The 16,186-nt window shown below is 69.5% G+C and carries 14 protein-coding genes and 1 pseudogene; 12 read left to right on the plus strand and 3 right to left on the minus strand.

Going from position 1 to position 16,186, the window contains the following annotated elements; genetic code table 11:
• Positions 1-21: 21 nt before the first annotated feature.
• Both RPX00_RS31610 and RPX00_RS31615 read right to left on the minus strand, forming a co-directional pair.
• Complete coding sequence (locus tag RPX00_RS31610; RefSeq protein WP_406630874.1) at positions 22-1,461, minus strand: MFS transporter; 1,440 nt, start codon at positions 1,459-1,461, stop codon at positions 22-24.
• Between the two features lie 87 nt (positions 1,462-1,548).
• A complete protein-coding gene (locus tag RPX00_RS31615) occupies positions 1,549-2,268 on the minus strand; it encodes an alpha/beta hydrolase (protein ID WP_406630875.1) in 720 nt (239 codons plus the stop codon).
• Positions 2,269-2,399: 131 nt separating this feature from the next.
• Here RPX00_RS31615 and RPX00_RS31620 point away from each other — a divergent pair, with 131 nt between their 5' ends.
• Entirely contained in the window at positions 2,400-2,741 is a 342-nt protein-coding gene (locus RPX00_RS31620) for a winged helix-turn-helix transcriptional regulator (protein WP_406630876.1), read from the plus strand.
• On the opposite strand, the gene RPX00_RS31625 is transcribed toward RPX00_RS31620, so the two are convergent.
• Positions 2,726-3,580: a LysR family transcriptional regulator gene (locus RPX00_RS31625; RefSeq protein ID WP_406630877.1), complete on the minus strand. Its 855-nt coding sequence runs from the start codon at positions 3,578-3,580 to the stop codon at positions 2,726-2,728. The two genes, RPX00_RS31620 and RPX00_RS31625, sit on opposite strands and share 16 nt — an antisense overlap.
• 91 nt (positions 3,581-3,671) lie before the next feature.
• On the opposite strand from RPX00_RS31625, the gene RPX00_RS31630 reads away from it, so the two are divergent.
• The 11 genes and pseudogenes from RPX00_RS31630 (at position 3,672) to RPX00_RS31680 (ending at position 16,181) form a co-directional block, all read left to right on the plus strand.
• Positions 3,672-4,658, plus strand: coding sequence for an MDR family oxidoreductase (locus RPX00_RS31630; RefSeq protein WP_406630878.1), 987 nt, complete (start codon positions 3,672-3,674; stop codon positions 4,656-4,658).
• A gap of 12 nt (positions 4,659-4,670) precedes the next feature.
• Complete coding sequence (locus RPX00_RS31635; RefSeq protein WP_406630879.1) at positions 4,671-6,074, plus strand: CoA transferase; 1,404 nt, start codon at positions 4,671-4,673, stop codon at positions 6,072-6,074.
• Between the two features lie 67 nt (positions 6,075-6,141).
• Positions 6,142-6,399: a DUF3703 domain-containing protein gene (locus RPX00_RS31640; RefSeq protein ID WP_406630880.1), complete on the plus strand. Its 258-nt coding sequence runs from the start codon at positions 6,142-6,144 to the stop codon at positions 6,397-6,399.
• A gap of 148 nt (positions 6,400-6,547) precedes the next feature.
• Positions 6,548-7,047: pseudogene (locus RPX00_RS31645) on the plus strand (MarR family winged helix-turn-helix transcriptional regulator).
• A 1,101-nt stretch (positions 7,048-8,148) separates the two neighbouring features.
• A complete protein-coding gene (locus RPX00_RS31650) occupies positions 8,149-9,417 on the plus strand; it encodes an FAD-dependent monooxygenase (RefSeq protein ID WP_406630881.1) in 1,269 nt (422 codons plus the stop codon).
• Positions 9,418-9,457: 40 nt separating this feature from the next.
• Positions 9,458-10,852 carry an MFS transporter gene (locus tag RPX00_RS31655; RefSeq protein ID WP_406630882.1) on the plus strand — a complete coding sequence of 465 codons (1,395 nt, stop codon included), beginning with the start codon at positions 9,458-9,460 and terminating at the stop codon, positions 10,850-10,852.
• 13 nt (positions 10,853-10,865) lie between these two features.
• Positions 10,866-11,750, plus strand: a complete 885-nt coding sequence (locus tag RPX00_RS31660; protein WP_406630883.1) for an FAD binding domain-containing protein — start codon at positions 10,866-10,868, stop codon at positions 11,748-11,750.
• Positions 11,751-11,994: 244 nt separating this feature from the next.
• Entirely contained in the window at positions 11,995-14,388 is a 2,394-nt protein-coding gene (locus RPX00_RS31665) for a xanthine dehydrogenase family protein molybdopterin-binding subunit (RefSeq protein ID WP_406630884.1), read from the plus strand.
• Positions 14,385-14,888: a (2Fe-2S)-binding protein gene (locus RPX00_RS31670; protein WP_406630885.1), complete on the plus strand. Its 504-nt coding sequence runs from the start codon at positions 14,385-14,387 to the stop codon at positions 14,886-14,888. The genes RPX00_RS31665 and RPX00_RS31670 overlap by 4 nt, the downstream gene beginning before the upstream one ends.
• A complete protein-coding gene (locus tag RPX00_RS31675) occupies positions 14,885-15,535 on the plus strand; it encodes an SRPBCC family protein (protein ID WP_406630886.1) in 651 nt (216 codons plus the stop codon). Before RPX00_RS31670 ends, RPX00_RS31675 begins: the two co-directional genes overlap by 4 nt.
• Positions 15,522-16,181 carry an isochorismatase family protein gene (locus RPX00_RS31680; protein WP_406630887.1) on the plus strand — a complete coding sequence of 220 codons (660 nt, stop codon included), beginning with the start codon at positions 15,522-15,524 and terminating at the stop codon, positions 16,179-16,181. The genes RPX00_RS31675 and RPX00_RS31680 overlap by 14 nt, the downstream gene beginning before the upstream one ends.
• The last annotated feature ends 5 nt before the right edge of the window (positions 16,182-16,186 follow it).

The following is a 16,186-nucleotide window of genomic DNA, read 5'->3' on the forward strand; positions in this document are numbered from 1 at the left end:
AACACCGCTGGAATCCGCAGGTCAGGCCGGTTTCGCCAGCGGGATCTCGCGGAGCAGGCACGCGGCCGCCAGCGCGAGTGCCGCGACGACGAGCGTTCCGGCGGCGACCGCGTGCAGCCCGCCGGCCACCGCTGCCGGGGCCGGTTCGGCGCCGCCGCGGGTCAGCGCGCCGACGTAGAGCGAGCCGAACAGGGCCGCGCCGATGCCGCTGCCGAGGGTCCGGGTCAGCGAGCCCATGCCGAGCGCCGCGCCGAGGTCGCGGGGTTCGACGCTCAGCCGGGTGATCAGGATCGTGTTCTGGATCAGGCAGCCGAGCCCGGCGCCGAGCGGGAGCCCGACCAGCGACGCGAGCAGCGGGTCGGTGTCCGGCCCGAGGAAGAAGACCCCGGCCATGCCGACGACGACGCACGCGCTGCCGGCGATCGGCAGGATCCGGTACCGGCCGGTGCGGCGGATGTAGGCCGAGCTTCGGTGCATCACCGCGACCATTCCCGCGGTCATCGGGATCAGCAGCAATCCGCTCAGCGACGGCGGAACGCCTCGCGCGTTCTGGAAGTACAGCGGGAGGAAGGTGACCGTCGCGACCATGGTGACGTTGAAGGCGAAGCCGAGCACCTGGGCGAGCGCGAAATTGCGGGTGCGGAACATCCGGAACGGGACGAGCGGTTCGGGACAACGGCGTTCCACGAAGACGAACGCGGTCAGCGCGGCGACCGCCACCGCGCACAGCCCGAGGATCACCGTCGAGCCCCACGGGTAGCGCGTGCCCGCCCAGCTGGTGACGAGGGTGAGGCTGACGACCGCGGCGACCAGCAAAACCGTTCCGCCGTAATCGATCCGCGCCTTCCCGGTCTTCGGCGGGATCCGGACCCCGACGATCGTCCCGGCGAGGCACAGCAGCCCGAACGGGACGTTGATGTAGAAGATCCAGCGCCAGCCGAGCGCGTCGGTGAGGAATCCGCCGGCCAGCGGGCCGCCGACGAGCGAGAGCCCCAGCAGCAGCCCGGTCCAGCTGGAGATCCGGGTGGATTCCTTGGGCGGCACCAGAACCTGGACCATCGCCATCGCCCCGACGAGCAGCCCGCCGGCCCCGATCCCTTGCAGGGCGCGGAAACCGATCAGCGCGCCCATCGTCGGGGCGAGGCCGCACAGCATCGAACCGGCCAGGAAGACCGCCACCGACAGCAGGAACATCGCCTTGCGGTCGAACTGGTCGCTGAGCTTGCCCCAGACCTGGGTGGACGCCGCGATCGCCAGCGCGTAGGCGGTGATGATCCAGGTCATCGCGCCCGGCCCGCCGAGATCCCCGGCGATGCTGGGCAGTGCGGTGGCCACGATGTAGCTGTCCAGCATGCCCAGCGCCATGCCGGACAGCGCGCCGGCGATGCCGACCTTGACGCGCCGGGTGAACGGGCTGGTTTCTTCGGGCGCGCCGGTTCTCGGCACGGCTGTGCTCGGCATGGCTGGACGTCCTTCCCCCGGGAATGTGCTCCCAAGGTAGCCACAAAAGTGCCCACTAGGCAACTTTGCCTGGTGGGCACTTTGTAGCTAGGCCAGCTTCAGCAGCAGCTCGCTCAGTTCGACCGGCATCGTGATCATGCAGTCGTGCCCGGTCGGCAGCTCCCAGACCTGCGAGGGCGTCCCGTTGGGCTGGAGCGCGGGGACGGGGCGGCGGATGATGCCCTTCGGGGTCGTGCCGACGCAGTGGATGTGCGTCCGCGGGATCGCGCGCGCCGCCGGGTTGTCGAGCCGCACCGGCTGTTGCAGGCAGCGCACCGGCTGGTCGGACAGCATTCCGCGCAGCCACTCGACGTCGGCGGGATCGGTGACGCCGAACAGCCCGAACGGCGCGGGCTGCTCCGGCATCGGCGGGACGCGCCAGCCGTCACCCTGCCGCGCGGCGAGGTCGATCAGGTTCTGGGAGATCGGCTGGACGTCGACCGCGGTTTCGCCGTGCTCGGGCACCATCGCGTCGAGATACACCAGTTCGGCGACCCGGTCCGGCAGTTCGTTGGCGGCCGACGAGATGACCAGCCCGGCGTAGCTGTGCCCGACCAGGACGACGTCCTTCTCGTCGCGCAGCAGGTCGACGATGTCCTGGACATGCGTGTCGAGCCCGGTTTCGGGGCTGAGCAGGTGCTTCTTGTCGCCGTAGCCGGTCAGCGAGGGCGCGAGCACCCGGTGCCCGGCCGATTCGAGCAGCGGGACCACCCGGTCCCAGGCCGCACCGCTGTGCCAAGCGCCGTGGACCAGCAGAAATGTCGTCATCGCAAGGATTCCTCGTGCACGGATTGACGGTTACCGGAAGTAACCCGGTACTGTTCGAGAACCATCGTGATCGTCCGCGCCGCGGCGGGCAATAAGGCACTAATTAGTGCCCCGGTTCTCCGGAGGTAACCATGGCCGACGACGTGTGCCGGACCCGCGTGGTCCTGGAGATCGTGGGGGACAAGTGGGCGCTGCTGATCGTCCGCATGCTCCGCGACGGCCCGCGGCGGTTCACCGAACTCAAACGGGAAATCGAGGGGATCAGCCAGCGGATGCTCACCGTCACGCTGCGGGATCTGGAACGCGACGGGATTCTCACCCGGACTGTCCGCAATGTCATGCCGCCGCACGTTTCCTACGAGCTGACGCCGATGGGCCGGACGCTGCGCGAGGCGGCCGCGCCGCTGTTGGAATGGAGCGTCGAGCATCTGGCCCGCATCGAGCAGGCTCGCGCGGATTACGACGCGCGCTGAACGGAATGGGCGAGTTCGCTGAACCTGCGCAGCAGCGGATCGCTTGACCGGCGCGTCGGCCACAGCAGGCGCAGCGCCACCCGGGGCGCGTTCCGCAGCGGGAGGTGCGCGACCCGGGCGTGGGTGTGCGCTTCCGCGGCCGAGGTGGTGGTCGAGCCGACCGCCCGGCCGGACGCGATGATGGTGAGCCATTCGTCGTAGCTGCCGCACTGAATCACTTGTGCGGGACGGTTTTCCGGCGGCCAGTCGTGGGGGCTGGTCGCGCCGCTGACCGTGTTCACGACCACCGGATGCGCCGCTAGCTCAGCCCAGTCCAGCTCGGCGCGGGTCGCCAGTTCCGAACTAGCGGCGACGGCGGCCAGCCGGTCTTCCTCGAACAGCACCGTCCCGCTGATTCCGGACGCGTCGATTTCCCCGCGCACCAACGCCGCGTCGACGTCGCCGGAATGCAAAGCGGCCACGATGTCGTCGCGGCGCAGGAGAGTGGCGGTCGCGCCGGTCGCGGTTTCGAAGGCGGATAGCAGATCGCTCGCCCACGGATCCGGCAGCGCCCACTGGAAACCGATGCGCAGCCCGGCATTCCCGCCTGCCGCGGCGAGCGCGGTGTCGAGATCGCGCAGCAGGACGCGCAGCCGTCCGAGCAGTTCGCCGCCCGCCTCGGTCGGTTCGGCGCCGTGCGGAGTGCGTTCCAGCAGCCGCGTCCCGACCGTCTCCTCGAGCTGCTGGATCGTGCGCGTGAGCGCCGGCTGGGTGATCAGCAGTTCGCGGCTCGCGGCCGTGAACGTGCCGCACGTCGCGACCGTCACGAACGCGCGCAGATGCCGCAGTTCGACCTCCATGACCGGCAGCCTACCCAGCTATGCCCGCCGTGCATGGCGTCGCCGTGACGAGCATTTCCCCGCCAGGTTCCAGATTTCTACCGTGGGAAGCATGGAGACAACGGCTTTTCCCGGCTGGATCTTGCGCGACGGTGTGACGCTCGAACAGCTTGACCCCGCGATGCTGGACGACCTCGACACGACGGTCCGCGTGCGCTACTCCAGCATCAACTACAAGGACGCGCTCGCGCTGCACGGCCGCCCTGGTGTGGTCCGGCGGCATCCGCTCGTCGCCGGGATCGACCTGACCGGCGAGGTGCTCGCGTCCCGGCATCCGCGATGGCGGGCGGGGGACGTCGTCACGCTGAATGGCGCGGGGCTCGGCGAAGACCTGCACGGCGGGCTGGCCGGGCTCGCCGCCGTCAACGGCGACGACCTGGTCCGCGTCCCCGAGCGGCTCGGCCCGCTGCGCGCGGCGGCGATCGGCACCGCTGGGTTCACCGCGGCGCTGAGCCTGCTCGCGCTCGAACGCCACGGCCTCGCCCCGGAAACCGGTCCGGTCCTGGTCACCGGCGCGGGCGGCGGCGTCGGCTCGATCGCGGTCGCCCTGCTGGCAGCGGCTCGCTACGAGGTGATCGCCGCCACCGGCCGTCCCGCCGAACTGTCCGAACGGCTCGCCGCACTGGGTGCCGCGCGCGTCCTCGACCGCAGTGAGCTGACGTCGTCTGGCAAACCGCTCGGCAAACAACGCTGGGCGGGCGTGGCCGACGCGGTCGGCGGCCCGGTCCTCGCCGGTGCGCTGGCCGGGCTGCAGCACTCCGGCGTCGCGACGACCTGCGGATTGGCTGGTGGCGCCGAGTTCCCGGGCAACGTCCTGCCGTTCATCCTGCGCGGCGTCTCCCTGCTCGGGATCGACTCGGTCCGCACGCCGCCGCTCCGCCGCGAAGCCGCCTGGCAGCGCCTGGCCCAGCTGCTCGACCCCGAGCTCCTGGACTCCCTGACGCGCGTCGTCCCGCTCGCGGAGGCCAAGGACGCCTCCGCTTCGCTCCTCGCCGGCACCGGTACCGGCCGCATCGTGGTCGACGTCGCGTCGGCCTGAAAGGAAAGAAAAATGCACGCCTTCGACGAACTCATGACCCTGCGCGACGGCCCTCGCCCCGCCTCCGACGAGGTGACGATCACCGGCGCGGACCCGCTTTTCGCGTCACCGTTCCGGATCGGCGAAACCCTCGCCGACGCACTCGCCGCCCGCGCGGTCGCCGCGAACGACCTGTGGGAACTGCGCACTGGACGTCGGCAGAAGATCGCCGTCGACGTCCGCGCCGCTGCAGCCACCGCCCTCGGCGGCGAAGACATGACGCTCATCCGCTCCGCGGACGGCGACTATCGCCCCGCACCGCTGTCACCGGCCGTCGAGCACATGGTCGCCCTCACCCAGCCTTGGCCGACCGCCGACGGACGCTGGTTCCTGCCGCACTTCAACCTGCCGCACCTGGAACGCCGAGTCCTGGACGTCCTCGACTGCTCGCCGACCCCGTCCTCAGTGGCGGCCGCCGTCGCCAAGTGGAAGGCGGACGACCTGGAAGACGCCATTGCCGTCGCGGGCGCGTGCGGGGGAGTCGTCCGGACGCCCGAAGAATGGCTCGCGCACCCGCACGGCGCCTACCTGGCTTCGCGTCCGGTTGTCGAGATCACCAAAATCGCTGACAGCGCCCCCGCTCCGCTGCCGGACGGTGCCACTTCGCCGCTCTCCGACGTCCGAGTCCTGGACCTGACCCGCATCCTGGCGGGCCCCACCGCCGCGCTGAGTCTTGCCGAACACGGCGCCAACGTGCTGATGGTGACCGCGCCGCAGCTGCCGCAGGTCGCGCCGTTCGTCCGGGATACCAGTCATGGCAAGCGAAGCACCTACCTCGACTACTCCACAGTGGACGATGCCGCCCGGCTGCGCTCGCTGGCCAGCACCGCCGATGTGTTCGTCGAGGGCTACCGCCCAGGCCGGATGTCGGCCCACGGCTTCGGCCCGGAAGACGTTGCGGCGCTTCGCCCCGGAATCGTGTACGTAAGCGTGAACTGCTTCGGCTCCGGCGGCCCGTTCGGCATGCGCGCCGGGTGGGACCAGGTCGCGCAGGCCGTCACCGGTGCTTGTGTGATTCAGGGTGGGAACCGTCCACAGCTGACGCCGGTGTACCTGTGCGATTTTCTCACCGGCTTCCTCGGCAGCTACGGCGCGATGCTGGCCCTGGCCCGCCGGGCGCGGGAAGGGGGTTCGTACCACGTGCAGGTTTCGCTGTGTCAGTCGTCGATGCTGCTGCAGCGGCAGGGGTTGTTAACGGATCACACCGATGCGCCGGGCCGTCTGTCACCGGAGGAGTTCGAACGTTACGCGGTGACAGATGACGGGACGATCTATGGGGATCTCAAGAGCCTCGGTCCGGTGATCCGGATGAGCGAGACGCCGCCTGCTTGGTCGGGGACCACGCCTCGGCTGGGGAGTTCCCGCCCGGAGTGGTGACCGGCCGCGCGCGATTTTGAGTACCCTGAACGCAGGGGACGGGATCGCGGGGCGAATGGGGCACTTGATGGCCGACGCTGAGTACGAAAGCGAAATGGACAAGGGCAGAGCCGCCTTGACCGCTAAGGATTTCCGCGCTGCCTACCGGCATTTCGGGCGTGCGCACAACCTTGGCCACGACGTGCTGGCCGATCACCTCGCCGCCCATCGCGGGTTGCTCGCCACCGCGTGGAAGCAGCGTCGGCTCGACCGGGCGGTCGCGCAGCTCTTCCTGATGGGCGGGGCGGCTTTGTTCGACCGGGATCAGCGGAAACCCGTGCGCTGAGCGGCACCGCGCCCGTCCCCTGCCCGCGCCGGATTTTGTCCGAGGACGTACTATTATCGGTGCGCAGGGATGCGGGGACAGGCCGCGGCGGGCCGGACGGCCTGCCGGGGCGCGGGCGCGTAGTTAAGGTCGAGGGATGTCGACAGCAGTGGGCGGGTCAGCGAAAGGCGGCTCGAGGGCGGGACGCCGGGTCAGTCTGGAGGCGCCCGCGGATCTGGCCGCTGCGCCCGGGTACGGGGCTCGGCGGCTGTATCAGGCGTACCTGGCGGCTTGGAATCGGCATGTCGATTCGGTGCTGACCGGGCCGCAGTTCGCGGTGCTGTCGGCGGTGCGGGCTTATCCGGGGTTCGACCAGACCGCGCTGGCCAAGGCGGTGGCGCTGGATACCTCGACGATGGCTGATGTGTGCCGGCGGTTGGAGAACCGGGGGCTGATCGTCCGGGGCCTGCGCCGCATGATGCCCGGGCGAAGGTGCTGACGCTGACTGAGGACGGGTTGGCTGCGTTTCGCGAAGTGACTCGGCGGACCCGGAAGCTGGATCAGGCTTTGCTCGCGGACTGCCCGGAGGAGCGGCGGGCTGAGGTCGCGGGGATGTTGAACGAACTGGGGGCGTTGTGGGAGGCGGTTGCTGAGCGTCGGGAGATTTGACGGTTCGGCTTGGGTTTCCCGGGTTGCGTGGGGCACCCCGAAGCCCGAGTGTGCTGACGGTTCGGGGGTGCTTGTCAAGGCGGGAAAGATGCCTTGACAAGCACCCCCGAACCGCAGGGGGCTTCGTATCGGGGTGCGGGGGAGGGGCTGGGTGCCTCGCTGGGTTGGGTGCGTTGGCTGCGGGTTGTGGTGGGGGTGGGGCTTGCGCCCCAATGTGGCGTTGGGTGCATCCTGCGCAACCAGTGCCGCATTGGGTGCATCTGACGCACCCAATGCCACATCGGGGTGTATCGGCGGGTGGTGCGGGTCGGGTCGTGAAGGGCTCCTTGGGGGAATCTGAGTCCAATGCCAGGGCGTGGTCTCATGCTTGCTGGACCATCCACAAAGGACTCTAGAGCTGCCGGATTGCCCGATTGATGCCCGCGTGGCCGTATCTGAAGGTCTGTGAGGGGAACCCTGAGGGAATCAGGGGCTGTGAAGGTGGCCCTCACGGACCTGGTGGGGGTGGGGGGACTCTGAGTTCGCGAAGGTTCCCTCGCTGCACGCGGTTTGTGAGGCTCGGCTCGCTGGCGTGGTGGGGCGGCGCGGCTAATTGGCTCCCTGGTGACTCTGCTGCCGTTGCGGTGGCCTGGTAGGCCAGGTCGCCAGTCTGACTGGCGCTGCCCGGTCAGGTCGCCAGTGTGGCTGAGGCTGCCCGGTCAGGTCACCAGTCTTGCTAAGGCTGCTCGGCGAGCGGCCGGCGTGGCTGAGGCTGCCCGGCGAGTTGCCGGTGTGGCAGGGCTGCCCGGTGAGGTGTCGGTGTGGCGGGGCGGCCCGGTGAGGTGCCGGTGCGGCTGAGGCTGCCCGGCAAGCTGTCAGTGCGGCCAAAGCTGCCCGGCGAGGTGCCAGGGCTGCTGAGGATGTCCGTCGACTTGCCCGGGCGGCCAAGGCTGTCCGTCGGTCCGTCCTGCCTCGTTCGGTGACCACATCAGCACTCAGTGCACCCGAATCATCCCGCTCGCACAAAATCCTCCGCCGACTATTGCGTGTTCGGATAATCCGTGTTCGGATTAACTCCGTCCGGGTGAAGCGGAGAGGCGTGGAGCGCTAGGAGGTCAGCAAGTGGCGGCGAGTCAGTCTTTCGAGGTAGTGGTCGCCGGGGGCGGGTTGGGCGGGTTGTGTGCTGCGTTGTCGTTGCGGCAGCGCGGGCTGCGGGTCACCGTCGTCGAGGCGGCGCCGCAGTTGGGGGAGATTGGGGCGGGGATTCAGACTGCGCCTAACGCTAGCCGGATTTTGATTGGGCTTGGGTTGCGGGCTGAGTTGCAGAAGGTTCGGTGCGAGCCGCAGGATCAGGTTCGGCGGCGGTGGGCTGATGGCAGCATTATCGCGCAATTACCGCTCGGGCAGCGGGTGGTTGAGCAGTATGGGGCGCCTTATTGGCATTATCACCGTGCGGATTTGCATTCGGTGCTGTTGCGGGCGTGTGTTGATCCCGATGGGGCGGGGCCCGTGGTGAAGGTGGCTACTGCGGCGAAGGTCGTCGATCTTGACCGGGGGAATCCGGAGCGGCCTGCGGTTGTCACTGAGGACGGGCGGCGGTTCGAGGGGGACGTTGTCGTTGGGGCGGACGGGATTCGATCGGCGGTGCGGGATCTTGCCGGGTTTGACGATACGCTCGCGTTTTCTGGTGAGATGGCTTATCGGGCGTTGATTCCGGGGGATTCGATAGCGGCGGATCCGGCTACTCGATTTCTCGTCGACCGGTACCATTCTACGATTTGGTACGGGCCGGACAAGCATCTGGTGCACTACATGATCCGCGGCGGCGAGTATCTGAATGTGGTGGCTATTGTGCCGTGCACGGAGGACGTCGAGAAAAACTGGAGTGCGCCGGCCAGTGCGGAGCAGCTTGCGGCTGAGTATGCCGATTGGGACGATCGCGTGCCGACGATGTTGTCGAAGGCCAAGGACGACGTTTCGGTCTGGGCGATGTACCGGCGGCGGCGCGATCCGGTGTGGGTTGACGGGCGGGTGGCGTTGCTTGGGGACGCTTGTCACGCGATGCTGCCGTACCAGGCGCAAGGGGCGTCGCAGGCGATGGAGGACGGGGCGGTTCTCGCGGAGGAGCTGGGCCAGGCCACCCGCGAGGGGATCGACAGTGCGTTGACCCGGTATGTGCACCGGCGCGCCAAGCACGCGGGGATGGTTCAGGACGCGTCCCTGCGGAACATGAGTTTCTATCACCTTCCGGACGGCCCGGAGCAGCGCGAACGTGACGAAAAGCTGCGAAGCTTCGACGGGGAGTCCGACGTGTCCTACGACTGGCTCTGGAACGGCACTCCGCTGAACGACCCCGACAACGAATCGATTCACTACCAGTTCGCCCGATAGCACTGAACGGCCCACGCAGACTTCGCAAAGGAGCAAGGCTATGCGTACCGGAGACCAGGTGGTCCAGGACTTGCCGTGGCGCTGGCGCGTCCAGGGCAAGATCTTCCTCATCGGCGGGCTCGGCTACATGTTCGACGCCTGGGACGTGGCGCTGAACGGATTCCTCACCCCGCTGGTGGGCACGGAATTCGGGCTGTCGGCCACGCAGCGGGGGTTCGTCGCCACCGCCAACCTGATCGGCATGGCGGTGGGGGCCGTCGCCTGGGGGACGGTCGCGGACCGGATCGGGCGCAAGCGGGCGTTCAGTATTACGTTGCTGCTCTTCGCGTTCTTCTCGGTGTTCGCGGCGTTGTCGCCGAATATCGAGGTGTTTCTGCTGCTGCGGTTCCTTGCCGGGGTCGGGCTTGGCGGGTGCATTCCCGTCGATTACGCCATTGTCAGCGAGTTTTCGCCGCGCAAGCAACGTGGTCGCGTACTGTCCGCAATGGACGGTTGGTGGCCGGTCGGCACGACGCTCGCTGGTGCGTCGGCGACCTTGCTGGTTCCGGTTTCCGGGAACTGGCGGTGGATGCTGGTGCTGATGATTCTGCCCGCGGTGCTGTTGTTCTGGGCGCGTCGCGGGGTTCCGGAATCGCCGTTGTATCTGGTGCGCAAGGGGCGGGAGGCGGAAGCCCGGCTGGTGATCGACGATCTCGTCGAACGCACTGGCGCGCCGAAGGAAACGTATCGGATTCCGCCGGCGGTCAAGGAGGACAAGCGCGGCGGCGGGCTGTTCGCGGCGGTCGACCAGTTGCGCCGGGTGTGGGCGTACCACCCGAAGGTCACCGGGGTCGCGTGGGCGCTGTTCATCACCGTGATGCTGGTTTACTACGCCGCGCTGAGCTGGATGCCCTCGATTCTCAAGGCGCAGGGGTTCGGGGAGATCGCCGCGTTCGCGTCGACCACCCTGATGAACGCGCTCGGCATCGTCGGGGTCGTCGTGGCGGTGCTGCTGGTGGACCGGATCGGCCGCAAGCGGGTGATCGCCGCGGCCGGGCCGCTGGCCGCGGTCACGCTCGTGATCTTCTCGCTGGTGCTCGGCTCGGCCGGGGCCGCGGTGGTCGCGATCGGCGCGTTCGGGCTGTTCTCGCTGATCGTCATCCCGGTGATGTACGCCTTCGTTTCCGAGTTGTACCCGACCGAACTGCGGGCGTCGGGCTTCGGCTGGGCGTCGTCGTCCAGCCGGGCGGTGACCGGGTTCGCGCCGTTGCTGTTCGGCAGCGTGCTGTGGCCGGTGCTCGGGCTGCCGCTGACGTTCACGCTGCTCGGCCTGCTCGTCGTCGGGGCCGTGGTGTTCATGGTTTTCTGCGCGCCGGAGACCCGGGGCCGGGAGCTGGACCGGATCGACGACGACACCGCGCCCGCACCGCAACCGTCCGAAGTGGACGCAGTCTGAGTGAAGGAGTCCCATGAAGCCCGCCGCGTTCGCCTACCACCGGGCGCACGACGTCGCCGACGCCGTCGGCCTGCTTGCCGAGCTTGCCGGGCGAGGACGGGAGCCGAAAGCGATCGCGGGCGGGCAGAGCCTGATGCCGATGATGAGCTTCCGGCTGGCCCGCCCGAGCGACCTGGTCGACCTCGGGCGGCTGCGGGAGCTGCCCGGGATGGCGGAACTCGGGCACGCCGGTCCGGTGCTGCGCGTCGGCGCGATGACGACGCACCGCCGGGTCGAGCTTGCCGCGCGCGAGCTTGGCCCGGGGTTCGCCGTGCTGGCGGAGGCGATGCGGTACGTCGGGCACCTGCCGATCCGGTCGCGCGGCACGGTCGGGGGCAGCCTCGTGCACGGCGACGCCACCGCGGAGTGGTGCATGCTCGCGCTGCTGCTGGACGCGGTGATCGTCGCCGAGGGCCCGGACGGCCGCCGCGAGATCCCGGCGGCGGAGATGTTCTACGGCTTCTACGCCACGGCGGTGGAGGCGGACGAGATCGTCACCGAGATCCGGTTCACGCGAGCGGCTCCGCAGGCCGCGCTGACCGAGTTTTCCCGTCGTGCCGGGGATTTCGCGACGGTCGCGGCGGCGGTTTCGCTCGAACCGCGTCCGGACGGGTCGCTGGCGGGCGGCCGGGTGGTGCTCGGCGGGGTAGCGCCCGCGCCGCTGCGGGTGCCGGAGGCGGAGGAGGTGCTGGCCGACGGGACGCCGGGGCCGGAGCTGTTCGCCGCGTGCGGCCGGGCGGCGGCGGAGGCGATCGATCCGCCGGGCGACGTGCAGGGCAGCGCGGACTACCGGCGGGCGCTTACGCGGACGTTGGTGGCGAGGAGTCTGGGCCAGGCTTGGGAAAGGGGAGGCCGGTGATGATGGGTTCGTGCGGAGTGTCCCGGTTGGACAGTCGTGGTATGGGGGATGGGCGGCTGGTGACGGGGAGTTTGTGCGGTGTGTCCTGGTTGGACGGACGTGGCGCTCGGGTGACGCCGGTGGCGGGGCCGCGCGAAGTGTCCTGGTTGGACAGTCGTGGAACGGATGGGCGGCTGGTGATGGGGAGTTCGTGCGGAGTGTCTCGAGTGGAGGCTCGCAGCGCCGGGGAAAGGGGCGACCGCTGATGGCCAGCGCACCCGAAGAGCCCCGCTTCGACGGCCGGGGCGGCAAGTGGGTCGGTGCGTCCGTGCGCCGTCGCGAGGATCCTCGGCTGGTCACCGGACGGGGACGGTTCGTCGACGACATCCACCTGCACGGCATGCTGCACGCCGGGTTCGTGCGCGCGACCGTCGCGCACGGCAAGATCACCGGGCTCGACCTCAGCGCCGCTCGCGAGGTGGACGGGGTCGTGGCCGCGTACTCGGCCGAAGACCTCCAGCTCGGCGACATGGTCGCGCTGCTGGACCGTCCGCCGGAGGAGTTCACGCCGACCACGATGCCGATCCTCGCGCGAGGCAAGGTCCGGTTCGTCGGCGAGCCGATCGCGCTGGTGGTCGCGAAGGATCCGTACTCGGTGGAGGACGGGATCGAGGCCGCGCAGGTGAGTTACGAGGTGCTCGACGCGGTCGTGTCCGAGGAAACCGCGCTCGCCGAGGACGCGCCGTTGGTGCACGAGGACACGGCGAGCAACGTGCTGCTCGACGTGACGTCGTTCGACACCCCGGGCGTGGACGAGGCGTTCGCGGACGGGTGCGTGATCGAACTCGTCACTCGCAGCGGACGGCAGAACGCCTTGCCCCTGGAGACGCGCGGAGCGGTGGCGTCCTGGGACGACCGCGACGACCAGCTTCTCGTGCAGACGTGCAGCCAGGTGCCGCATCAGGTTCGTACCGTGCTGGCGCGTTCGTTGCGGATTCCGGAGCGTTCGGTGCGCGTGGTGGTGCCGGACATGGGCGGCGGGTTCGGGCAGAAGTGCGTGGTCGGGCGGGAGGAGATCGCGGTCGCGGCGGCGGCGAAGCGGTTGCGGCGTCCGGTGAAGTGGATCGAGGACCGCAGTGAAGCGCTCACGTCCGGCTTCCTCGCGCGTGAGCAGCGGTATCGCACGCGTGCCGCCTTCACCGAGGACGGCGAGCTGACCGCGCTGGAGTCGGACATCGTGTGCGACATGGGCGCGTACTCGTGTTATCCGTTCACAGTCGGCATCGAACCGCTGATGGCGGCGGCCGAGATGCCGTCGGTGTACCGGGTGCCGGCTTACCGCGTCCGGGCGCGGGCGATCACCAGCAACAAGGCGCCGACCGCGCCGTATCGCGGGGTCAGCCGTCCGCAGTACGTGATGGTGATGGAGCGGATCATGGACCTGGCCGCGCGCCGGCTCGGGCTCGACCCGGTGGAGATCCGCCGCCGCAACGTGATCACCGAGTTCCCGTACGCCGGCGTCAACAAGGTCACCTACGATCCGGGCAGCTATCTCGAATCGCTGGAACTCGGTGAGAAAATTTTACGCGACGAGGGCTGGTACGCCCGGCGCGAGAAAAATCCGCACATCGGCATCGGCTACAGCTGTTTCTCCGAGCGCACCGGCTACGGCTCCGAGGCGTTCGCGAAGCGGAAGATGACCGTCGTCCCGGGGTTCGACGTGAGCGAGATCCGGATGGACCTCACCGGATCGGTCGTGGTCACCAGCGGCACGATCAACCACGGGCAGTCGCACGAAACGACGTTCGCGCAGATCGTCGCGGACCGGCTCGGCGTCGACCTCGCCAAGGTCAAGCTGCGCCAGGGCGACACCGAGCGGATCTCCTACGGCTGGGGCACGTTCGCGTCGCGGTCGGTGACCATCGGCGGGTCCGCGGTGGCCACGGCGGCGACCCGGCTGGGGGAGCAGCTTTGTGTGATCGCCGCACACCTGCTGGACACCCGCGTTGAGAATGTTGAACTCGACGGCGACGGCGGTGTGATCCAGCTGGACGACCCCAGCCGGCGGCTTTCGTTCGAGGAGATCGCCGACGTCGCGTATCTGCGCAGCCACCTGCTGCCGAAGGAAGCCGAGCCGACGCTCACCGCCACCGCGGCGTTCGACGTCCCCGGCGACGGCACGTTCTCGAACGCGACCCACGCGGTCGTCGTGGAGGCCGATCCGGGCACCGGGCAGGTGAAAATCCTCCGCTACGCCTGCGTCGAGGACTGCGGCGTGGTGATCAATCCCAAGGTGGTCGACGGACAGGCGCGCGGCGGCATCGCACAGGGCATCGCGGGCGCGCTGTTCGAGGAGGTCACCTACGCCGAGAACGGCGAACCGTCGGCGGCGAGCTTCATCGACTACCTCGTCCCGACCGCCGCGGAGATCCCCGACATCACCGTCGACCACCTCGAAACCCCTTGCGCCTTCACCGAAAGCGGCGCGAAGGGCGCGGGGGAGGGCGGCACGATCGGCGCGCCCGCGGCGGTGCTGAACGCGGTCAACGACCTCCTCTGGCACACCGGGGTCCAGCTGGAGCAGACCCCGATCCACCCCGAGGCCGTCCTCGCCGCGCTGAGCGCGGCCGACCGGGAGAAAGCGGGTACCGGCGCGTGACCGACAAACAGCTGATCGTCCTGACCGTCAACGGCGAGGAGCACGAACTGCTCGTCGAACCCCGGTGGACCCTGCTCGACGTGCTCCGGCACGACGTCGGGCTCACCGGCACGCACGCCGGCTGCGAGCACGGCGTGTGCGGGGCGTGCACGATTCTCGTCGACGGCGAACCGGTGCGCGCGTGCCTGATGTACGCCGTGCAGGCGGAGGGCTGCGCGATCCGGACCGTCGAGGACCTCGGCACCCCGGAGGAGCCGAACGACCTGCAGCAGGCGTTTTCCGAGCACCACGGGCTGCAGTGCGGCTTCTGCACGCCCGGCTTCCTGATGCTCGCCGAAGGGTTCCTGGCCCAGGAGCCGGAGCCGACGCGGGAGGAGATCCGGGAAGCCGTGTCGTCGAACCTGTGCCGCTGCACCGGCTACCAGACCATTGTGGACGCGATCGAGGCGACCGCCGCCCAGCGGTCCGAAGCAGGCAGGAAAGAGGACGCCGTCCGATGATTCTCGAGAACACCCTTGACCTTCCCGGCGACCCGGACACGGTGTTCGCGCTGCTCAACGACGTCGAGCGGGTCGCGGGCTGTCTTCCCGGCGCGGTGCTGGACGGCCGGGAGGGCGAGTCCTACCTCGGCCGGGTCAAGTTCAAGGTCGGCCCGGTCAGCGCCGCGTACGCGGGCAAGGTGCGGTTCACCGAGATCGCCGAGGGCGAGCGGCGGCTGCGGCTGTCGGCCAGGGGCGCGGACAGCCACGGCAACGGCGACGCCGAAGCGGACGTCACGCTGACCCTGGTGCCCGGCCCGAAGGGATCGCAGCTGAACCTGCACACCGATCTGGTGGTGCGGGGCAAGATCGCGCAGTTCGGCAAGGGCGCGATCAGCACCGTGTCGAACCGGATCCTGCAGCAGTTCGCGGGGAATCTCGGTGCGCTGCTGGAAAACGGCGGCACACCGGCCCCGGCGGCCACGGCGACGGCCGCTCCCGTTTCCGCTGAGTCGCTGGACGGCCTGGCGATGCTGCTCCCGCCGGGGACGAAGCGGTATCTCCCGCTCGTCGCGGCGGGCGCGCTCGGGCTGGTCCAGGGCTGGCTGCTCGGCCGGGTCCGGTCGCAGCACAAACTGATCAAGGAGCTGCTGCGTGAACGCGCCTGAGAACGGATTGCACGGCACCGAGACCGACCAGACCTACGCCCGCGCGGGTTTCGGCGCCGCGGTGCCGAGGGGAACCGCGCCGGTGCTGGTCGTGGTCGACCTGACCCGCGGCTTCACCGAGCCGGCTTTCCCTTCTGGCGCAGACCTTTCCGCCGAAGTCGAGGCCGCCGGCAAGCTGGTTCGGGCCGCGCGCGAAAGCGGTGCGCCGGTCGTGTACACCGCGATCAGCTACACCCCGGCCGAGGCGGACGGCGACGCGATCGCGTGGCTGCGCAAGGCTCCCGGCATGCGCAGCCTGCGCGACGGAAGCGCCGAAGTAGCGCTCGACCCGAGACTGGAGCGGCGCGACGACGACCACCTGATCGTCAAGAAGGGCGCGTCCGCGTTTCACGGAACGGGCCTCGCCGCGCTGCTCGCCGGCCTGGGCGCGGACACCGTGCTCGTGTGCGGCGCGACGACCTCCGGCTGCGTGCGGGCGACGGCGGTCGACGCGGTCCAATCCGGCTTCAACACGCTCGTCGTCCGGGACGCCTGCGGCGACCGCGCGCGGGGGCCGCACGACGCCGCTCTCTTTGACCTGCAAGCCAAATACGCCGATGTGGTCGGCCTGGGCGAGGGCGTCGAGCTGCTCGCCAAAGCCCGTTAGGAGTT

The organism is Amycolatopsis sp. WGS_07, from assembly GCF_045278895.1.
In the GTDB taxonomy this organism is placed as follows: domain Bacteria; phylum Actinomycetota; class Actinomycetes; order Mycobacteriales; family Pseudonocardiaceae; genus Amycolatopsis.